This window comes from Acinetobacter sp. YH12131, from assembly GCF_013418635.1.
Taxonomy (GTDB): Bacteria; Pseudomonadota; Gammaproteobacteria; order Pseudomonadales; family Moraxellaceae; genus Acinetobacter; species Acinetobacter towneri.
On record NZ_VPBQ01000017.1, the window covers coordinates 18,206 to 39,084 of the forward strand.

Consider the following 20,879-nt stretch of genomic DNA (forward strand, 5'->3'; position numbering starts at 1 on the left):
AAATGACGGATATCGTTATTGTAAATGGCGCTCGTACTGCCATGGGTGGTTTTCAGGGCAGTTTAGCCACACTGACTGCACCTGAGCTGGGTGCAGCAAGTATTCAAGCCGCAATTCAACGCGCAGGTCTGCAACCCACAGATATCGAAGAAGTCATTATGGGCTGTGTTTTGCCTGCTGGCCTAAAACAAGGTCCTGCACGTCAAGCTATGCGTCAAGCAGGTTTACCAGATTCAACAGGTGCAGTGACCATCAATAAACTGTGTGGTTCGGGCATGAAAGCTGTCATGCAAGCTGCCGATGCAATTAAAGCAGGTTCTGCTTCCATCATTGTTGCAGGTGGCATGGAGTCGATGAGTAATGCACCTTATATTCTGACCAAAGCACGTGCGGGTTACCGCATGGGACATGGTGATGTGAAAGATCACATGTTCTTAGACGGCCTTGAAGATGCTGAAACAGGTCGTTTGATGGGCTCATTCGCACAAGATATGGCCAATAGCAAAGGCTATACCCGTGAACAAATGGATGATTTTGCGATTCGCTCTCTTAAACGTGCGCAAACTGCCGTAAATAAAGGCTATTTTGCCGATGAAATTGTGCCTGTACATGTTTCAACACGTAAAGGTGACGTGGTTGTCGATAAAGACGAACAACCGTTTAATGCCAATATTGAAAAAATCCCAACCCTTCGTCCAGCTTTTGCCAAAGATGGCACAATTACCGCAGCCAATGCCAGCTCAATTTCGGATGGCGCTTCGGCTTTAGTCCTGACATCTGCAGAAAATGCAGCAAGCAAAGGTTTGCAACCATTGGCGAAAATTGTGGCTTATGCCACCAATTCACAACATCCATCGGAGTTCACCATCGCCCCTGTTGCTGCGATTCAAAAAGTATTGGATAAAGCAGCTTGGCAAGTTGCAGATGTAGATTTATGGGAAATTAATGAAGCTTTTGCTATGGTCACCATGTGCCCAATGGATGAGTTCAAGCTTGATCCTGAAAAAGTGAATATTAACGGTGGTGCATGTGCGCTTGGGCATCCTGTGGGTTCTACAGGTTCACGTATTATCCTAACTTTGATTCATGCGCTTAAACGTACAGGTGGCAAGCGTGGTGTGGCTGCTCTCTGTATTGGTGGTGGTGAAGCAACTGCGGTCGCGATTGAATTACTTTAAGTGCCTTGCAACCCCTATTTCGTAAAGAGGGACTGAGGTAGATTGAATAAAGTCATTCCCTAACCCTTCTTTATTCAAAAAGTAAAAAGACGAATCATTGATTCGTCTTTTTGCTTATAGCTTTAAAAAGTTTAGAGCAATTCTGCACGCAACTGTTCAGGCGATTTCATTGACAATAAACCTGGCGCAACATCATAAGCAGTTTTTGCACCATATTGCTGCATTTGGTTTAAACGATAGCAAGCACGTGCATAAGCCACCAAAATACTCGCGGTAAACTCAGGATTGCTGTCTAACTTCAATGAGAATTCAAGCACTTGTTTTTGTTCATCGCTGGTATTACCACTGCGAATGACAAAACCACCATGTGGCATGCGTTGGTGATCTTTGGCTAAAGTCGCTTCATCAATGAAATTTACGGTTGTGTTGTAGTCAGCGAAATAATCTGGCATGGTCACAATCGCTTGCTCTACCGCAGCAGCATCGGCACCTTCTGCAAGTACGACATAACATTCACGAGTATGTTTATCTTTGGTGCTTAATACAGGACGCGCACCGCTACGCACTTGTTCAATGGCATCATTCGATGGAATGGTATATTGCACACCTGCTTTTACACCATCAACACGACGAATGGCATCTGAGTGACCCTGACTTAAACCTTTACCCCAAAAAGTATAGGTTTCACCATCTGGTAACAACGCTTCACCAAATAAACGATTAATCGAGAACATGCCTGGATCCCAACCAATTGAGATGAGTGCAGTTTTCTTGTTCGCTGTCGCAGGTGCATCTACAGATGCATAATATTCAGGAATACGTGCATGCGTATCGAAACTATCGACAATATTAAATTGGCTTGCCAATACTGGACCTTGTTGTGGCAAGTCGTCTTTTGAACCACCACATAAAATCAGCACATCAATTTTGTCTTGAAAATCTGACAATGAATCCATGTGAAACACTGCTGTTTCAGCAAAACATGGTGAAACGCTTTCAGGCGCACGACGGGTAAAAATACCCACCAATTGTAAATCTGGGTTTTTATGAATCGCCGTTTCAACACCACGACCTAAGTTGCCATAACCAGCAATACCAATACGGATAGAATTTTGCATAAAGACAAATCACTTCATCATGAAAAAATTGAAAAATAAATCAGAGGATAATCACATCAAATTATCGTCTTGATTGATTTTTGATAATGTAAAAATAACGCCTACATAAGACTGCGATGCTACATCAGCGTGCTTATACTACAGCACTTTGCGGTAAATTAAATCATTAAGAAGTGCGATAAAACAAGCCGTTTGATCATTTTAAGGCAAACAAAAAGCCTGCACATGGCAGGCTGTTTGTAAATGTGTGAACCGCGATATTTCGATAAAATCTATCTACATTTCGATGAAATCCATCATCAATATATTACGCACCTGTTTGATAATTTGGTTTTGGCACTGCGGTAGAAGCTTGATAAGGATGGGTAAAGTCCGCCAAACCTGCTGCAGCTTCTTGCACATCTTTACCTTCTTTAATCACGAAAGTATCGAAACCTGCACGCTTCATATAATTTAAGACGTCTTTAAAGACATCACCGACTGCGCGAAGTTCACCCTGAAAGCCTTGACGGCGTAACAATGCCGCAAAAGAATAACCACGGCCATCGTTAAAACCTGAAAATTCAATAAAAATTGCATCCAGTTCTGCCAATGGAAATTCATGGTTTTCAGGCGAAGCATCTACCGTTAAATATAGGGCTTTTTTACCTGAAATTTGTGCCAACTGATCAAGCTGTTCAACGCTGAGCACCACATCACCTTGCGGTAATGCTGCATCTTCAGCAATCACTTGATAAGTATTGTCTGTAATCGTGCCATCTTTCGCGAGCACAGGTAGTGCAGTATTAAGCATAAGCGCGCTCCTTAAATGGTTGAATGCCGACACGGCGATAAGTGTCGATGAAGTCTTCACCTTCACTACGCAAATCTAAGTAGGTATTTAAAATTTCTTCCACCACATCAGGAATCACTTCAGCAGCAAAAGATGGCCCTAAAATATCACCGATTGACGCATCATGGTCTGCATGCCCGCCCAAAGTGATTTGGTAGAATTCCGCGCCTTTTTTATCGACACCTAAAATCCCGATATTACCAACGTGGTGATGACCACAAGCGTTCATACAACCTGAAATATTTAAATCCAGTTTGCCAAGATTATAAATGGTATCCAAATCATCAAAACGGCGTGAAATGGCTTCTGAAATTGGAATAGATTTGGCATTGGCAAGTGAACAGAAATCACCACCCGGACAGCAAATAATATCGGTAATAAAGCCAATATGCGCGCGCGCCAAGTTATTGGCATCGAGCACTTGCCACAATGCAAACAGGTCTTTTTGTGGCACATCTACCAAAGCAATATTTTGCTCATGCGTGGTACGCAACTCACCAAAGGTATATTGATCGGCTAAATCTGCAATCAGATTCATTTCTTCTGTCGTCATGTCACCCGGTGCAACACCTGCACGTTTCAATGAAATGGTGACAATACGATAGCCTTGTACTTTGTGCGCATTGGTGTTGATGTTGAACCATTGCTTGAATTTTGGATACTGCGCAAACAGCTCGCTAAAATCTTCATCGGCATAGTTTTGATAAGCAAATGGCGTGAAGTTTTTATCCATTTTTTGCAAAGTTTCTGCATCAATTTTTAAGGTTTTCACCGTATGTGCAAATTCAGCTTCAACTTTTTCTGCAAATACTGCTGGAGTTAAGGCTTTTACCAAAATTTTGATACGTGCTTTATATTTATTGTCGCGACGACCATGCAAGTTATAAACACGTAAAATAGCTTCTAAGTAAGCAATCAAATCTTCACGTGGCAAGAACTCACGAATAAAGCTACCGATAATTGGAGTACGACCTAAGCCGCCACCAACTTTAATTTTATAGCCAATTTCGCCTGCTTCATTTTTAACAATATAGACGCCAATGTCATGAAATGCAGTCGCAGCACGGTCAATTTCTTCCAGTGCAGACACCGCAATTTTGAATTTACGTGGCAAGAAGGCAAATTCAGGGTGGAAAGTCGACCACTGACGAATTAATTCACAGGTTGGACGTGGGTCAGCAATTTCGCCCGCCACGACACCTGCATACTGGTCTGTGGTGGTATTACGAATACAGTTACCCGAAGTCTGAATTGCGTGCATTTGTACGGTTGCAAGCTCTGCCAGCATGTCAGGCACATTTTCCAGTGCAGGCCAGTTAAACTGAATATTTTGACGTGTTGATACGTGCGCATAGCCACGGTCATAGTCTTTGGCAAGCTGCGCAACTTTACGCAATTGCTTAGAGTTCATCAGACCGTAAGGCACCGCAATACGCAACATTGGCGCATAGCGTTGTACATACAAACCATTTTGCAGACGCAATGGACGATATTCATCCTCAGTCAATTTGCCTGCTAAATAACGTTCCGTTTGGTCGCGGAACTGTGCAACACGTTCATTAATCAGTTGCTGATCGAAATCAGTATATAAATACATGGCGTACAGCTAGTCATTTCTATTATCACGGCTGACAGCATAGCGAGATTCAATCTATCAACAAAATGTGTTTTTTACATATTTCTTAGCGGTTTTATTGATAAGCCATTGCAACATCACAGCCTGTAAGCCTTTGCCAAAATTTACAGGCTTTTTATAGAGCTATCACAAAATAGTGCATGCTTTAGCACTTTTTCTGCTATAGCATCTATTCGATCTATTATTGATTACCTGAAATTACGACTTGGCTTCATCTTCATCCTGATTTTTAATCTGAGATGACCACTGCCCTGCACCCAAAGCCTGCCCGATATAATCGTAACGCATTTGAGAACGTGAAAATTTAATTGGACACGCCAACTGAGTTTCAGTTTTTTCGGCATTCTGCTGAATAGGAACTTCTACTGTCCAACCGCGTTGCTGTGCCAAAGGTGAATGTAAGGCTTCATCTAAAGTGAATACAGGTTCAACGCAGACATCATATTGCGCGAATACCTGCTGCCATGTGGCAAAACTTTGTGTTTTAATTTTATCTTGAATAGCGTGTTTGACTTGCAAGCGCTCTTGCGGATCTAAAGATGCCCCTTTTTCCAAAAGTATCGGTAAGTTTAAAATCTGTGCCAAACCCTGCATAAACTGCGGCTCTAAACTACCGACTGAAAGATAACGGCCATCTGCTGTTTCATAATAGTCATAATAGGTGCCACCATTTAAGTAAGATTGCTCAGCATATTGAGGAACCTGTGCCGCCAAAACTGCTGAAGCGGCCATATTGTTTAAAGTCGCAGCGCAATCGGTCATCGAAATATCAATATACTGCCCTAAACCACTGCGCTGACGTTCTATCACTGCACTTAAAATCGCCACCAAAGCATGCAATGATCCACCTGCTACATCGGCCACTTGAATCCCGAGCGGTGGCGGCCCACCCGCTTGCCGTCCACTATGCCCCGCAATGCCAGACAAGGCTAAATAGTTGATGTCATGTCCTGCCCTTTGTTGATAATCGCCTGTTTGTCCATAACCTGTGATGGAACAATAGATCAGTCGCGGATTAATTTTTGCCAAGCTGGCATAGTCCAGCCCTAAACGCTGCATCACGCCTGGTCTAAACTGTTCCAATACAATATCGAATTCGGCAATTTTATCGTGAATAAGCTGAATACTTTCGGGGGATTTTAAATCCAAAGTAATTGACTGTTTATTCCGATTCAAATAACTGTGCGAAGTCGCTTGTCCATTGGCATAGGGCGGAAATAAACGAATTAAGTCAGGACGGGTTGCCGATTCAATATGAATCACCTCTGCACCCATATCCGCCAAATACAAACTGGCAAAAGGGCCGGGCAATAAGGTAGAAAAATCTAAAACTTTTAAACCGCTCAGTGCATGTGTCATTGTTGTGATTACTCGATTTTTACTGATTTTCCGTTCATCTTATAAACAGCAAAACTGTAACACAATGTCATGTTCAGCCATTTACCTTGATCATTTCGGCAATTTATTATGTAAAATAAGTAAAATTGGTATTGTAAATTGCCAATTTCAATTTTTAGCGTCATTTAGGTCAAGCTTACGTGAATACAAAAGAGACTGAAGGATTTAACATGAGCAGAGATACCATTAGTATCCATTTTGTAAATGCAGCGCTCACGGGTGTTAAGCGACTCGGTATGGATGTCGAAACCTTATTATCTCATGTCGGTATTGAGGCGGAACTGCTGCGCCAACCGAAAGCACGTATTTCACCTGAACAATACACGCGCTTTATAAAAATGTTGTGGATGGTGACTCAAGACGAGCACGTTGGCTTTGACAGCCAACCACGTCGTTTAGGAACATTCGCAATTATGTGTCAATTGGTGATTCACGCCAAAACACTGGGCGATGCCTTAGAACTCTCCTCTCAATTCTACAAACTTTTTGGTGATGACTGGTCTGTGACCTTAGAACGTGACAAACACGAAGCACGTCTAGTGCCGACTATTCCACAATCTATGGACCCTGATCACTTCATTACTGAAAGCATGTTAATGATTTGGCACGGCTTGGCCTCTTGGCTGATTGAACGTCGCCTGCCTTTGGAGCGCGTACATTTTGGCTATCCACGTCCTGCACATGCAGATGAATACGATGCGCTGTTCTTTGCGCCTGTCATGCAATTTGACATGCCACGCACCGAAATTACCTTTGCTGCCGACTACTTGGATTTACCAATTCGTCAAACCCAAGAAACCTTAGACGAATTCTTAAAAACCGCGCCTGCGCAATTGTTGGTGAAATTCAAAAACACCAATTCTTTAACTTCGCGTATTCGTGACGTGTTAAAGAGCCAAATTGGCGAAGAAATGCCAACCTTGAACGATGTTGCATCCATGCTGTACCTATCGCCACAAACCTTGCGTCGTCGTTTGGCTGCAGAAGGTAAAAGCTATCAAGGGGTAAAAGATGCATTACGCCGTGATGCCGCGATTCACCTATTGCTGAATCCTGAACTTACCCTTGAAGATGTGGCACAACAAGTTGGCTTTAGCGAAACCAGTACTTTCCACCGTGCTTTCAAAAAGTGGACTGGCGTCACACCTGGTTTATACCGTCAGTTGCACGGTTATCATTAATTTAGAATCGACAATTCACAATAACTCGTAATTCCAATCGATTGCCCTTGCACACCGCAAGGGCTTTTTTTATCGCTCTATTATAGTTTCAATCTTTCTGCCAAATTACTGCGTCATCCCAATTAGCAAAAAACCTCACTGACCTGTACCGTTCTCGTCATTGCACTTCAAAATTTTCAGATTACACTCAAAAGCAATCATAAAGAAAACTATCGACAAGGGATTGATTATGAGCGAGGCCTACATCATTGATGCTATTCGCACTCCGCGCGGCAAAGGAAAAAAAGATGGCGCATTACACGAAGTTAAACCCATTCGCCTACTCACAACCTTATTGAATGAATTGCAACAACGACACAACCTAGACACCTCACAAGTAGACGATATTGTTTTGGGTTGTGTCACACCAATTGGCGATCAGGGTGCAGATATTGCCAAAACCGCAGCGATTGCCGCAGGTTGGGACAATGATGTTGCTGGGGTACAAATCAACCGCTTTTGTGCCTCAGGTTTAGAAGCCGTGAACCTCGCAGCGCAAAAAGTTCGTTCGGGTTGGGAAGATTTAATCGTTGCAGGTGGTGTGGAATCTATGTCACGCGTGGCAATGGGTTCCGATGGTGGTGCTTGGGCATTCGACCCTGAAACCAATATGGCTTGTGACTTTATTCCACAAGGTATTGGCGCTGACTTAATTGCCACACTCGATGGCTATAGCCGTACAGAAGTCGATCAATTTGCAGCAGCATCACAGCACAAAGCCGCAGCAGCACAAGCACAGGGACATTTCGAGCGCTCGATTGTACCTGTCAAAGATCAGGCAGGTGTGGTGATTTTGGCACAAGATGAATTTATCAAACCACAGACCACGGCTGAAAGCTTGGCACAGCTCAAGCCGAGTTTTGCCAATATGGGACAAATGGGTTTTGATGCGATTGCCCTGCAAAAATATCCTGAAGCAGGACAAGTCAATCATGTGCATCATGCAGGCAATTCATCAGGTATTGTTGATGGCGCGGCATTGGTCTTGATTGCATCGGAACAAGCGGTACAACAACACAACTTAAAACCACGCGCCAAAGTGCTTGCTACCGCACTGGTTGGCACAGACCCTGCCATTATGCTCACAGGACCCGCGCCTGCAGCACGCAAAGCCTTAGCCAAAGCAGGACTGAACATTGAAGATATTGATCTGTTTGAAGTCAATGAAGCCTTTGCAGCCGTGGTTCTGCGTTTTATTACAGAACTTCAGGTTGATCCCGCCAAAGTCAATGTGAATGGTGGTGCTATTGCCTTGGGTCATCCACTTGGCGCTACAGGTGCCATGATTTTAGGCACCTTACTGGACGAGCTAGAACGACAAGATAAAAAACGCGGCATGGCTACATTATGTGTAGGCGGTGGGATGGGAATTGCCACCATTATTGAGCGAGTATAAGGAGTATAAAAATGAGCGCCATTCACTATTATAAAAATGCCGATAACATTGTCATTCTAACCTTTGACTCACCAAATCAATCTGCCAACACCATGAATGCTGACTTTAGAGATGCATTAGCGCAAGTGGTACAAAAGTTAAAAGCAGACGAACAAGTGGCGGGAATCATTTTCGCCTCTGCAAAAAAAACCTTTTTTGCAGGCGGTGACTTAGATGAGTTGATTCAAGTACAGCCTGAGCATGCCAGCTCATTTTTTCAGATGATTGAAAACCTAAAAGCACAGCTGCGTTATATTGAAACCCGTGGTATTCCTGTGGTAGCTGCCTTAAATGGCACGGCACTCGGCGGCGGATGGGAACTTGCTCTGTGCTGTCATCATCGTATTGCAATTCGTGATGCAAAAACCAAGTTTGGTTTACCCGAAGTGACTTTAGGTTTATTGCCTGGTGGCGGTGGTATTGTGCGGATGGTACGTTTATTGGGTTTACAAACTGCCCTGCCGCTGTTGATGGAAGGCAAACAGCTGAGTGTGGAAAAAGCACAAAGTTTAGGTTTAATCCATGATCTTGCTGAAAATGAAACAGAATTACTCAGCAAAGCCCAAGACTGGATTCTTGCACATCCTCAATCACAACAAGTATTTGATGTCAAAGGCTATAAAATCCCTGGGGGAACACCATCTACACCTGCTGTCGCGCAAATGCTTTCCATTGCTCCTGCCATGCTACGCGACAAAACCAAAGGCTGTTACCCTGCGCCTGAAGCAATTTTGAGTGCAGCAGTAGAAGGTGCGCAGGTTGATGTCGATACAGCCTTACGCATTGAATCTCGCTATTTTACCCAGCTCGCAACAGGTCAAATTTCTAAAAATATGATTGGCACCTTTTGGCATGGGCTGAATGCGATTAAATCGGGCAGTGGCCGTCCGCAAGGCATTGCACCGCATCAAACTCAAAAAGTCGGCATTTTAGGTGCAGGCATGATGGGCGCAGGCATTGCTTATGCCACAGCAAGCAAAGGCATTGCGGTTGTTCTTAAAGATGTATCCATCGAACAAGCTGAAAAAGGCAAAGCTTACAGTCAAAAACTATTGGATAAACAAGTATCGCAAGGTCGTATAAGTGCAGAGCGAGCAGCACAAGTCTTAGCCAATATTCATCCAACGGCACAGGCTGCCGATTTACAAGGCTGTGATTTGATTATTGAGGCGGTATTTGAAAATCCTCAACTCAAGGCGCAAGTCACACAAGAAGCCGAAGTTTTTCTGGCAGAACAAGGTGTGATGGCATCCAATACCTCAACTTTGCCAATTAGTGAGCTTGCCCAAGCGGCGCAAGATCAGCAGCGTTTTATTGGCCTGCATTTCTTTAGTCCTGTCGATAAAATGCCGTTGGTAGAAATCATTAAAGGAAAAAACACCTCTGCCGATACTTTGGCAAAAGCATATGACTTTGTGCAACACATTGGTAAAACACCGATTGTAGTCAATGACAGACGTGGCTTTTTTACCAGTCGGGTGTTTGGCACTTTTGTGCAGGAAGGCTTGCGCTTACTGGCAGAAGGCGTACATCCTGCCAAAATTGAAATGGCAGCTTTAAAAGCAGGTATGCCTGTTGGCCCACTTGCTATTCAGGATGAAGTATCTTTAACCTTATCTGAACACGTGGCACAGGAAGCACGTAAGGCGCTGCAAGCCGAAGGAAAAGACCGACCACTGTCGAGTGCAGATGAAGTCATTCAAACCATGATTCATCAATTCTCACGTAAAGGCAAAGCTGCAGGTGCAGGCTTTTATGACTACCCTGAACAGGGTAAAAAACAGCTTTGGTCGGGATTAAGTCATTGGTATCAAAATACCGAAATCGCTGAACAAGAGATGATTAACCGTTTCTTATTTGTACAAGCACTGGACAGCTTACGTTGCTTGGAAGAAGGTGTTTTAGAATCTGTCATTGATGCCAATGTTGGTTCAATTTTTGGCATTGGCTTCCCTGCATGGACAGGTGGTGCTTTACAATTTTTGAATCAATATGGTTTAACACAGGCTTTGGCACGAGCACAGCAACTTACTGCTGAATATGGCGAGCGTTTTACCCCACCTAAAATCTTGCAAGATCGTGTTGCTGCAGGTGCTAAAAGCATTTAAAGCTAAACTTTAAATTTAAAGCAATCTGGGAGGGATATATCATCCCTCTTTTTATTTGCTCAAAATTACAATGAATATCCCTGCATAAATAGAATTTAATCCGTTTTTCATGCATTTTATGTTATAAAGTTACATAATTTTAAGATTTAGATTCAAATTGGGTAGATGCACATGACCGAACGCCTTACTCCTGAAAAATCACCTTGGGGTTGGAAAGCACTCTTTATTTTCTGTATTTTGGGTGGAATTTTCATGTTTATTTTCTGGTTAGCGGTCACGAATGAACCTGACTACATGCCTAGCCAGCAACAAAAGCAGAATACTCAGCAACACGCCTTTAAAAATGCGCCAGCTATGTCACAAGAAGCATTGGCAAAAGCACAAGCAGATCGTGAAGCACGTGAAGCTTTGGCTGCTGAAACTGCAGATGCACACGGTATGACTGAAACAGAACATGCCAATATGCCTGAAAACCATGAGCCAGCACCCGCACATGGACATTAATATGCGCTAGCGGCTCTGTTCATACAGTTTATAAAAAGAAATCGCCATGATCACATTCCATCATGGCGATTTTTATTTTGCACGATTAAAATCAGGACTATCGACAATTCGTTTAAAATATCAATCGCATATCTACATGCGGAATACCACAATCTAAATACGACTCACCCTCAACCTGAAAACTCAAACTTTGATAAAACGGAATCGCGTGTTCCTGCGCAGACAACTTGACCCACGGACGTTGCTGCTGCTTTGCCACCTGAATAATATGCTGCATTAAAACACGTCCCACACCTAAACCGCGCTGTGATTTCAACACTGCGACCCGTCCAATACTGTGATTTTCCAGTAAACGTGCTGTTGCAATCGCCTGTCCAGTTGCATAGACCACAAAATGCAAGGCAACTGCATCTTGTGCATCCCACTCATCTTCAGGCGCAATTCGCTGTTCCTGAATAAAGACTTGCTCACGAATAGATTTGGCCTCTGCAGCAAATTGTGTCCAAGTGCCCGATTGAATTTCATAATCTTGCATCTTTATATCCTGTTCCATCTTGCTTAGCACTTAGAACCAATGCCCTGTTGATCCCACTGATCGTTCAACAACAACTCCAAAGAATGTTTTTGAATACCGTACATGGTTTTTAAATCACGAATTTGTGCCAAAACTGCTTGATCAGGTTCACTCCAATTTTGACGTTTGGTTGCTAAAATCATTTTGTTTTTACTGGTGTGTTCTAAAGCGACAAACTCAAAAACTTTGGTGTCATAACCATAGGCTTTGAGCAATAAAGCGCGGATGGTATCGGTTAACATTTCCGCCTGTTGCCCTGCATGAATGCCAAATTGCAGCATCGGTTGCAACACGCTTGGGCTTTGTAATTGTGGACGCAACTCTTTATGGCAACACGGCGCGCACATAATCATTTGTGCATTTAGGCGAATACCAGTATGAATTGCAAAATCGGTGGCGACATCACAGGCATGCAAAGCAATCATTACATCTAAATGTTCTGGCTGATAGGTGCGCACATCGCCCTGAAAAAAATCTAGCTGCTGAAAGTCTGAAGCACTCGCCACCGACTGACAAAACTCAACCATTTTCGGGTTTAGTTCCTCCCCAGTCACAAAGGGAATAAATTGCTGCTTTTGCAAATAGTCATAGAGCGCAAAAGTTAAATAGCCTTTGCCTGAACCAAAATCCACCACGCGCAAGGTATTTTCCGAAATTTTGATTTGCGCCAAGGCACCCGAAAAAATTTCAATAAATTTATTAATCTGTTTCCATATACGCGCCATGCTCGGAATAATTTGCGCTTTGGCATCGCTAATCCCCAAGTGTTGTAAAAATGGGCTGGATTGATCGACATAACGCTGCTTTTCTCGGTCATGTCCTTGTGGTTCTTTCGGTTTCGCTATAGTCGGTGCTGTTTTACTAATGCTGAGCATAGCTTTCTTTTTGTTCTTTTTTAGCTGAATTTCCTGATCTGTCGTAAATAAATTGGCCTGTTTACAATCTGCCAATAAGTGACTCAATTGTATCTGTGCTTCTGCCAAAGGATAGTTTTTGGTGATATCCTGCGTTTTATGGCGATACAAACAAGTTAAAACGGTGTCTTGATTTAGCTGAATCACCCGTAAGGTGATTTTTTCTAATTGTTCCAGTTCGCCTTTATATTGACTCAGCACCACACGATCAAGCTTTTGTGTATCAATGGCTTGCTGAAAAGCCTCTAAGAATTGTTGTTCCTACACAGAGGGAGAAGCCAAAGTCGACATAATAAAAACCTGAAAAAATTGCAATTCAAGTTTAATTGTTATTACCCTAAAAGCAAAATTGAATTACGATACAGTTGTATAATTAAAGAAATTAAAGCAGATTCGCCATGAAATTAAATGCCCCTTTAGTGTCTGATTATGACCTGCAAGAAGAACGGATTAACTATCTGAGCCATGGTGTTGGTGCGGCTTTGGCATTTATTGCAGGTATTCTTTTAATCATTAAAGGTGCGTATTTAAGTACGGGACAATGGCTAGGTTTGTGGGCCTATGCAATAAGCATGGTACTGCTTTTTTCTGCTTCAATGCTGTATCACATGGCAACCGCAGCAGACCGTCGTTATTTTTATAAAAAGTTAGATCACACCGCAATTTATTATTTAATTTCAGGGACTTATACCCCATTTTTATCCATCGCGATTCCTACTCAAAAAGCACAATATTTGTTAATTGCCCTGTGGATTATTGCCCTGATTGGCACCCTATTTAAACTGGTATTTATCAACCGTTTTCATAAAATTTCTTTAATTGCCTACTTGGTGATGGGTTGGTTAGCCGTTCTGGTCATGGACGATATGCAAGCCTATTTAAGCAGCCAAGCCCTGACCTTTTTGCTAATTGGCGGCATTGCCTACACCGTGGGTGCATTGTTTTATGCCTTAAAACGCGTAAGATATACCCACGCAATTTGGCATGTATTTGTCCTAATTGGTGCAGGCGCACACTTTCTGGCAATTTATCTGTATGTGATTTAACGCTGAATATCGCTCATGTCTTACAGATAAAACGATCAGATTTGAATGGTGTTCATGGATGCAGTTTTGTAACCGACTTCTTGTTCAAAAAAGTATAACTACAAGAAGTATCTACTATTTTTCTGCCAGTGCGGTCTGTGCCAAATTGCACTTTCATTTAAAATTCACTTTACATAAGGTCCTGTATGGCATCTTCATCTACTGCTGCCGCTGAACAGCCGACTCAAAATTCTAAATTTCGAGTACTGACTGCAAGCTTGGTCGGTACCACCATCGAGTTTTTTGACTTTTATATCTACGCCACTGCGGCAGTCATTATTTTCCCGTATCTGTTCTTTCCGACCAGTACTGACCCAATGACGGCAACCATTCAATCTCTCGCCACCTTTGCAATTGCCTTTATCGCCCGTCCAATTGGCGCAGCTTTATTTGGACATTTAGGAGATCGGATTGGACGCAAAGCCACTTTGGTCGCGGCATTATTGACCATGGGAATTTCTACAGTCTGTATTGGTTTACTGCCGACGTATGCACAAATTGGGATTATCGCGCCATTACTGTTGGCGTTGTGTCGCTTAGGGCAAGGTTTAGGCTTGGGCGGTGAATGGTCGGGAGCAGTACTGTTAGCCACAGAAAATGCCCCTGAAGGTAAACGTGCTTGGTATGGCATGTTCCCACAATTGGGCGCTCCGATTGGTTTTATTCTTGCCACAGGTTCATTCCTTATTTTAGGTGCGCTGATGTCTGAGCAAGACTTTATGACATGGGGCTGGCGCATCCCGTTTATTTCGAGTGCCTTATTGGTGATTGTCGGTTTATGGATTCGCTTAAAACTGCATGAAACGCCTGCCTTCCAAAAAGTGTTGAATAAACAAAAAGAAGTCAATGTGCCATTTATTCAGGTCTTTAAAAAACACGCTAAAATGTTAGTGCTCGGTACAATCGCTGCAATTTGTACCTTTGTGGTGTTTTATCTGACTACGGTATTTGCCTTGCAATGGGGCACCAAACAACTGGGTTATTCACGTGAAGAATTCTTAAAACTTCAACTACTAGCCACATTGTGTTTTGCTGCTTTTATTCCCCTCTCAGCCGTTTTAGCCGAAAAATTTGGACGTAAAACTACCTCTATTGCGGTGTGCATCGTCTCTGCAATTTTTGGCTTATTCTTTGCCGATATGCTTGCTTCAGGCAGCACGTGGATTGTATTTATTTTCCTGTGTATTGGCTTGGCAATTATGGGACTTACTTACGGACCAATTGGTACAGTGTTGTCTGAAATTTTTCCTACTTCTGTACGCTATACAGGCTCGGCACTCACCTTTAACTTGGCGGGTATTTTTGGCGCATCGTTTGCCCCACTGATTGCCACCAAACTTGCCACCACTTATGGCTTGGCTGCAGTTGGTTATTATTTAAGTGCAGCATCCATCTTGTCTTTAATCGCATTTTTAATGATTCGAGAAACCAAGCATGATGATGTAAACAATCAAATTTAAGCGCAAAAATTGCATCAAAAAACCAGCCTCGGCTGGTTTTTTTCATGTAGGCGATGGTGACGGTGCTTACAATAATTCAATAATATCAATCGTGGGCGGCACACCAAAACGAAAAGGAACACCGACCATTCCTGTCCCTACAGTCACAAATACATCGGCATGATCATGGCGATATAACCCCTTTTTATGCCCTAAAATAGATACTTTTTTCATCACATAATCGGTCAGCCACGGCAGTTCAACCTGCCCACCATGGGTATGTCCTGCCAACATCAACGGACGTGTCGGCAATTTTGGCACCATATCCACTGTATCGGGGTTATGTGATAACAACACCCACGGCTTATCCTGAGGTAAATCGGGCATATAGCGCATGTCGGTTTTACCTGCCCATAAATCGCCAATACCGAGCAAACGAAACTCATCAAACTCGACAATTCTACCTTCAATATCAATCACGTTATTTTGTTCTAAAGCCGTTTTTAACAGCTCTTGAATGGGCGGGCCAGGATACTGCTCATCATGATTACCATTTACCGAATATACAGGCGCACAAATTTCTTTTAATACCGCCAATTCTTCGACCAATTTATTTTCAGGCTCATAAGTCCAGTCGCCTGCTACAACGACAATATCGGGGTTTTGCAAATTGAGTTTTTTCACAATTTGCTTCAATTGACGCTCATGCCCAGAAAACAAGCCAATATGTAAATCTGCAATTAAAGCAATTTTGACAGGCTTTAATAAACGGCGATCTGCATGAATTTGATATTTGGTAGTTTTGACTTGAATCAAATGCGGTTCAATAAAACGCGCATAGCTCAACACAGCACTGACTAAAAATACAAAAATCGCTTCGTGGATGGAGTAATAGCCCTGAATACCCGCATAGACACTAAAAAAAACCAAAGGCGGCAACAGGTAAGACAAATAAAATGCCAACAAATGCACAAAGGCCTTAAACGGGTGAATGGTTTCTGTATTGGCCTGACTGCGCCATGCTTGCGAAACTGCCCACAGCGCCAAAATTGCCATACCCATATAGAAATACAACACGACTGAATCGTTATCCCACATATTTATTCTCTATTACTTCATACTTCTGCTATTCAATGCTGCGCTAAACCCAGATGTCGCATTTAACCCACACACGTCATATATCTGTATTGTCATATTTATCTTTTCATAGCTGACAATTATACTCAAACCCTATTTTTAACTTATTTGCTCCTCGTGCTAAAAAGGAATTTAATTTGGCAAACCGCAGCTCATCCGCTCCATTTCAAAATATTCGGCACAACGTCTTGTGGCTGAGTTGCGCCTTCGTTTTGACACTCTCAGGCTGTAGCACGCTGCCCAAACAGATTGAACATCCGATCCGGATGGCGTTTGAAACCCCAACCGATCAAACCAGTTTGGCCAAAATTGTACTGCCGCTACGCGAAAAATATCCGCAGCTTACGGGTTATCATGTCCTGTATGATCCGCTCGAAGCCCTAGCAGCACGTATCTATCTGATTAATAAAGCAGAAAAATCTTTAGATTTACAATATTATATTTGGGATAACGATAAAATTGGCGCGCTTGCACTACACGCCATTATTCGTGCGGCAGATCGTGGGGTGAAAGTCCGCTTATTGGTCGATGATAACAATGCCAAAAAAATGGAAGGCATTTATCTCGCGCTCGATCAACACGTCAACATCGACATCAAACTGTATAATCCATATCGCTTTCGACATTATCGTGCCATGGACATGATTTTGGATTTGAAGCGTATTAACCGTCGTATGCACAACAAAAGCTTTATTGCCGATAACCAAATTTCTCTGATTGGTGGGCGCAATATGAGCAATCAATACTATAACGTCAGCGACAATTATCAATTTTCTGATGTCGATGTGATGTTAGTCGGCTCGGCTTCGGATGAAATTATTCACTCTTTTGATGAATACTGGAATGATGACTATGCTTATTCAGTCAAGCAATTGGTCAATCCACAACATTACACCTTGCGTTATGAAAGCTTAAAACAGCAATTAGAACAGCACGATCAAGAAGCCACCGTACAAAATTATTTAGATTTGGTGACTCGTTCTAAAGCGATTGAACAGTGGATGACGCATAGTATTAAGTTCGATTGGGTCAGTGCTGAAGTGGTCAAAGATGCGCCGAGTAAAATTAAAGACCGCGCCTCAAAAGAAGAACATCTCAACTTTCAATTGCTGACGCATTTAGAGAAGCCAAGCAGTAGTGTCGATATTATTTCTGCGTATTTTGTCCCCGAACAATCGGGGGCAGAAAAACTAAAAGACTTGGCGGATGATGGCGTTCAGGTACGCGTACTGACCAACTCCTTTAAAGCCAACGATGTTCCTGTGGTGCATGCTTTTTACGCCAAATATCGAGAAGATTTATTGGCAAATAACGTGCAGCTGTATGAGTTTTTGGCGCGACCTGAAATGGAAAACCTAAACACACATACGCACGAAATTTCCAAAAAAGCCAAAGTCAGTATGAAAGGTTTAAGCCGTTCTAGTTTACATGCCAAACTCATGGCATTGGATGAAAAACAGGTATTTATTGGTTCGTTTAATTTTGACCCACGCTCGGCATATTTAAATACTGAAATTGGGGTGATTTTAAACAGTCCGCCATTGGCTCGCTCAGTTCACCACACCATGGATGTCAATTTGTCCAAATATGCTTATAAACTGGTTTTGGATGCACAGCAAAACATTCAATGGCACATGAAAAATCCACAAGGCGAAACTCAAATTCTGAAAAAAGAACCAGGGATGAAATGGTATCAACGTGCGACAATGAAAATTACCTCATGGCTGCCAATTGAAGGCTTTATGTAGCAACATAATATTGAAGCTGTTGGATGATGACCATTATTCTTAAAAAAATGTGATGTGCTTAGGCTATCTTTAACATGAAGATGCGCCTAAGCATGTTTTATGATGTCAGCACTTGTGGTTTTAATACCTGACGATGCAACTCAGCCAAACCTTCTGTCATGCGTTCCTGTACCACAGCAGTTAAAGATTCAATATCGTGCCCTTCTACCACAATTGCAGGTAACGCCATTAAATGCGCTGTCACTTTCGGCATTTCCAAAACATCTTTCACATGATCAACAAAGGTCATGTCATTAATAAACGGCGCAACAGTATCTAACTCACCTTGCTGATTCACATAACAAATCAGACAAATTTGCACAGGTCGTTTGGCTTCAATTGCTGCCCCTAAAATACGACCATGCACTTTTTTAATTTTGCTTCCATCTGACGTGGTCGCTTCAGGAAAAAATAATACAGGAATATCTTGTTTTAAAAATTGCGTGATTTGTTCACGAATTTTGACTGAATCGCCAGAGCCACGCTTAATAAATAGCGTCCCCCCACCTTTGGCTAACTTACCCAATAACGGCCATTTTTCAATTTCAGCTTTGGCCAGAAAAAATACCCGCGCACTAGAACCCAATACCGCTACATCTAACCACGAAATATGATTACTGACCCATAGCGCAGGGTCATGCGGAATTTCACCATGAATTTGCACTTCAATATTAAAAACTTTGCACAATTGACGGCAAAAATATTGCACATAGCGCGTATTGTTCGGGTTGTTGGTGTCTTTATACAATTGATGACGATAGACCAAATAGAACCCTTCACCAATCGCGCCAGCCGTTGCCAGAACTTTTTTGCTATACAAAGCAAGCTTTGCAAAACCATGAATTGGAGATGTGTGAGTTTCAACAGCTGGGTTCATAGGGTCATCACTAATTGTTAAACGCAAAACAACGTATAAAGGTCTATATTTTGCTCATTCTATACTGTTCAATCTGAACTTGCATTGATAATAAAAACCGAAACCTGCATGCAAACATGCGACTTTTGGCAAAATCTAAATAGATAAATTCTATATTGGGGTCATCCTTATAATTGAGTTTACATACGTTGATATAGCATCAAATCAGGGCGCAGGAAAAATCCAATCATCTATTTCCCTGCACAAACATTTTTTCTACTAGAATATAGCTTTAGCATGGAGATTGCGCTGAGTGGAAAATTTTGTGCCACATCAAGATGGCGAGCGTGTTGTACTGGTCAGTGTCGCTGTCCAAATTTTAGAAGACCTAGATGCCGAAGAATTTCAGCTCTTGGCTGAATCTGCGGGTGCAGAAGTTTTACAACACGTCCACACTCAACGTAGTAAACCCGATGCCAAACTCTTTATTGGCTCAGGCAAAGCCGAAGAAATTGCCGCATTGGTCAAAGAACACGACGCCAATTTGGTCATTTTTGATCATGCACTCAGTCCTGCACAGGCACGTAATTTAGAAAAAGTGATGCAATGCCGTGTGGTTGACCGTACCGAACTCATTTTAGATATTTTTGCTCAACGCGCCCGCACTTACGAAGGTAAATTACAGGTCGAATTGGCACAATTACAACATTTATCTTCACGTTTGGTGCGTAGTCGCAGCAACTTAGACAGTCAAAAAGGCGGTATCGGCTTACGTGGTCCTGGGGAAACCTTGCTTGAAACTGACCGACGCTTATTGCGTATTCGCATGGGACAACTAAAAACCAAACTCGATAAAGTCCGTCAAACCCGTGCACAAGGTCGTGTGGCTCGGCAAAAAGCCGCCATTCCTACCGTTTCATTGGTCGGTTATACCAACGCAGGCAAATCGACCTTATTTAATATTTTGGCGCAAAGTGATGTCTATGCTGCTGACCAACTGTTTGCTACGCTTGACCCTACTTTACGGCGTTTAGAATGGGATGGCATCGGACGTCTGGTATTGGCAGACACCGTTGGCTTTGTAAGAAACCTATCTCACTCTTTGGTGGAATCTTTTAAAGCAACTTTGGAAGAAACCTTAGAAGCCAGTTTATTGCTGCATGTGATTGATTCAAGCAGCCCCGATGTGTTGGAACAAATTGAAGCAGTCGAAGGTGTGCTAAAAGAAATTGGCGCAGATGTACCTATTTTGCGGGTTTACAATAAAATTGATGTCTCAGGCGAAACAGCCAAAATTATCTATGAAAAACCGCATCAACCTGACCGTGTCTATGTATCGGCATATTCAGGGCAAGGTTTAGACTTGTTAAAACAAGCCGTACATGAATGTTTGATGGGGCAAATTCAAAAGTTTGATCTTAAATTACAACCTGCTTATGGCAAACTGCGCAATCAACTGTATGCGCTCAATGTCATTCAGGCAGAACAGTACGATGATGAAGGTCAATTACATCTACAAGTCAGCATGGCACCACATAAACTGGAACAACTGATTAAACAGGCACATTTACCGATAGACGAAATTTTAGGTGCACAGGCAGAACAATTTAAACGTCCGCTTGAAGCATTTGAAATTGACGATCAGATCGGTTAAAACG

Annotated in this window: 17 protein-coding genes; 9 read left to right on the forward strand and 8 right to left on the reverse strand. The window is 42.6% G+C overall.

The window, feature by feature from the left end:
- Nucleotides 1–2: 2 nt before the first annotated feature.
- The gene (locus FTU66_RS11215) at nt 3–1,178 is read left to right on the forward strand and encodes an acetyl-CoA C-acyltransferase (protein WP_180112812.1); all 1,176 of its coding nucleotides are present in this window, start codon (nt 3–5) and stop codon (nt 1,176–1,178) included.
- 131 nt (nt 1,179–1,309) lie between these two features.
- Here the strand turns inward: FTU66_RS11215 and FTU66_RS11220 are convergent, their stop codons facing one another.
- The 4 genes from FTU66_RS11220 to FTU66_RS11235 form a co-directional block, all read right to left on the reverse strand.
- A complete protein-coding gene (locus FTU66_RS11220; RefSeq protein ID WP_004972441.1) occupies nt 1,310–2,296 on the reverse strand; it encodes a diaminopimelate dehydrogenase in 987 nt (328 codons plus the stop codon).
- A gap of 307 nt (nt 2,297–2,603) precedes the next feature.
- Nucleotides 2,604–3,089 (reverse strand): DUF934 domain-containing protein, encoded by a 486-nt coding sequence (locus FTU66_RS11225; protein WP_179989191.1) that lies wholly within the window; start codon nt 3,087–3,089, stop codon nt 2,604–2,606.
- Nucleotides 3,082–4,725 carry a nitrite/sulfite reductase gene (locus tag FTU66_RS11230; RefSeq protein WP_096901566.1) on the reverse strand — a complete coding sequence of 548 codons (1,644 nt, stop codon included), beginning with the start codon at nt 4,723–4,725 and terminating at the stop codon, nt 3,082–3,084. Before FTU66_RS11230 ends, FTU66_RS11225 begins: the two co-directional genes overlap by 8 nt.
- Nucleotides 4,726–4,962: 237 nt before the next feature.
- Nucleotides 4,963–6,123, reverse strand: a complete 1,161-nt coding sequence (locus FTU66_RS11235) for a CaiB/BaiF CoA-transferase family protein (RefSeq protein ID WP_004972446.1) — start codon at nt 6,121–6,123, stop codon at nt 4,963–4,965.
- A gap of 209 nt (nt 6,124–6,332) precedes the next feature.
- Here FTU66_RS11235 and FTU66_RS11240 point away from each other — a divergent pair, with 209 nt between their 5' ends.
- The 4 genes from FTU66_RS11240 to FTU66_RS11255 all read left to right on the forward strand — a co-directional run bounded on the left by FTU66_RS11240 (nt 6,333) and on the right by FTU66_RS11255 (nt 11,429).
- Nucleotides 6,333–7,343 carry an AraC family transcriptional regulator gene (locus tag FTU66_RS11240; protein ID WP_168418875.1) on the forward strand — a complete coding sequence of 337 codons (1,011 nt, stop codon included), beginning with the start codon at nt 6,333–6,335 and terminating at the stop codon, nt 7,341–7,343.
- Between the two features lie 229 nt (nt 7,344–7,572).
- Nucleotides 7,573–8,778 (forward strand): acetyl-CoA C-acetyltransferase, encoded by a 1,206-nt coding sequence (locus FTU66_RS11245; RefSeq protein WP_096901568.1) that lies wholly within the window; start codon nt 7,573–7,575, stop codon nt 8,776–8,778.
- A gap of 11 nt (nt 8,779–8,789) precedes the next feature.
- Nucleotides 8,790–10,925: a 3-hydroxyacyl-CoA dehydrogenase NAD-binding domain-containing protein gene (locus FTU66_RS11250; RefSeq protein WP_180112813.1), complete on the forward strand. Its 2,136-nt coding sequence runs from the start codon at nt 8,790–8,792 to the stop codon at nt 10,923–10,925.
- Between the two features lie 171 nt (nt 10,926–11,096).
- Nucleotides 11,097–11,429, forward strand: a complete 333-nt coding sequence (locus FTU66_RS11255) for a hypothetical protein (RefSeq protein ID WP_004972453.1) — start codon at nt 11,097–11,099, stop codon at nt 11,427–11,429.
- A 112-nt stretch (nt 11,430–11,541) separates the two neighbouring features.
- Here FTU66_RS11255 and FTU66_RS11260 read toward each other — a convergent pair whose 3' ends face one another.
- Both FTU66_RS11260 and FTU66_RS11265 read right to left on the reverse strand, forming a co-directional pair.
- Nucleotides 11,542–11,964: a GNAT family N-acetyltransferase gene (locus FTU66_RS11260; protein ID WP_004972455.1), complete on the reverse strand. Its 423-nt coding sequence runs from the start codon at nt 11,962–11,964 to the stop codon at nt 11,542–11,544.
- Nucleotides 11,965–11,987: 23 nt separating this feature from the next.
- Nucleotides 11,988–13,145, reverse strand: a complete 1,158-nt coding sequence (locus FTU66_RS11265; protein WP_373684825.1) for an SAM-dependent methyltransferase — start codon at nt 13,143–13,145, stop codon at nt 11,988–11,990.
- A 170-nt stretch (nt 13,146–13,315) separates the two neighbouring features.
- On the opposite strand from FTU66_RS11265, the gene FTU66_RS11270 reads away from it, so the two are divergent.
- Both FTU66_RS11270 and FTU66_RS11275 read left to right on the forward strand, forming a co-directional pair.
- Nucleotides 13,316–13,963, forward strand: coding sequence for a hemolysin III family protein (locus tag FTU66_RS11270; RefSeq protein ID WP_180112814.1), 648 nt, complete (start codon nt 13,316–13,318; stop codon nt 13,961–13,963).
- 185 nt (nt 13,964–14,148) lie between these two features.
- Nucleotides 14,149–15,462, forward strand: coding sequence for an MFS transporter (locus tag FTU66_RS11275; protein ID WP_096901571.1), 1,314 nt, complete (start codon nt 14,149–14,151; stop codon nt 15,460–15,462).
- A 66-nt stretch (nt 15,463–15,528) separates the two neighbouring features.
- Here the strand turns inward: FTU66_RS11275 and FTU66_RS11280 are convergent, their stop codons facing one another.
- Nucleotides 15,529–16,539 (reverse strand): metallophosphoesterase, encoded by a 1,011-nt coding sequence (locus tag FTU66_RS11280; RefSeq protein WP_004972462.1) that lies wholly within the window; start codon nt 16,537–16,539, stop codon nt 15,529–15,531.
- 176 nt (nt 16,540–16,715) lie between these two features.
- On the opposite strand from FTU66_RS11280, the gene FTU66_RS11285 reads away from it, so the two are divergent.
- A complete protein-coding gene (locus FTU66_RS11285) occupies nt 16,716–18,326 on the forward strand; it encodes a phospholipase D family protein (protein WP_228291705.1) in 1,611 nt (536 codons plus the stop codon).
- A 97-nt stretch (nt 18,327–18,423) separates the two neighbouring features.
- Here FTU66_RS11285 and FTU66_RS11290 read toward each other — a convergent pair whose 3' ends face one another.
- The gene (locus tag FTU66_RS11290) at nt 18,424–19,242 is read right to left on the reverse strand and encodes a 1-acyl-sn-glycerol-3-phosphate acyltransferase (RefSeq protein WP_096901584.1); all 819 of its coding nucleotides are present in this window, start codon (nt 19,240–19,242) and stop codon (nt 18,424–18,426) included.
- A gap of 292 nt (nt 19,243–19,534) precedes the next feature.
- Here FTU66_RS11290 and hflX point away from each other — a divergent pair, with 292 nt between their 5' ends.
- Complete coding sequence (hflX, locus tag FTU66_RS11295) at nt 19,535–20,875, forward strand: ribosome rescue GTPase HflX (RefSeq protein WP_179996308.1); 1,341 nt, start codon at nt 19,535–19,537, stop codon at nt 20,873–20,875.
- Nucleotides 20,876–20,879: the final 4 nt, after the last annotated feature.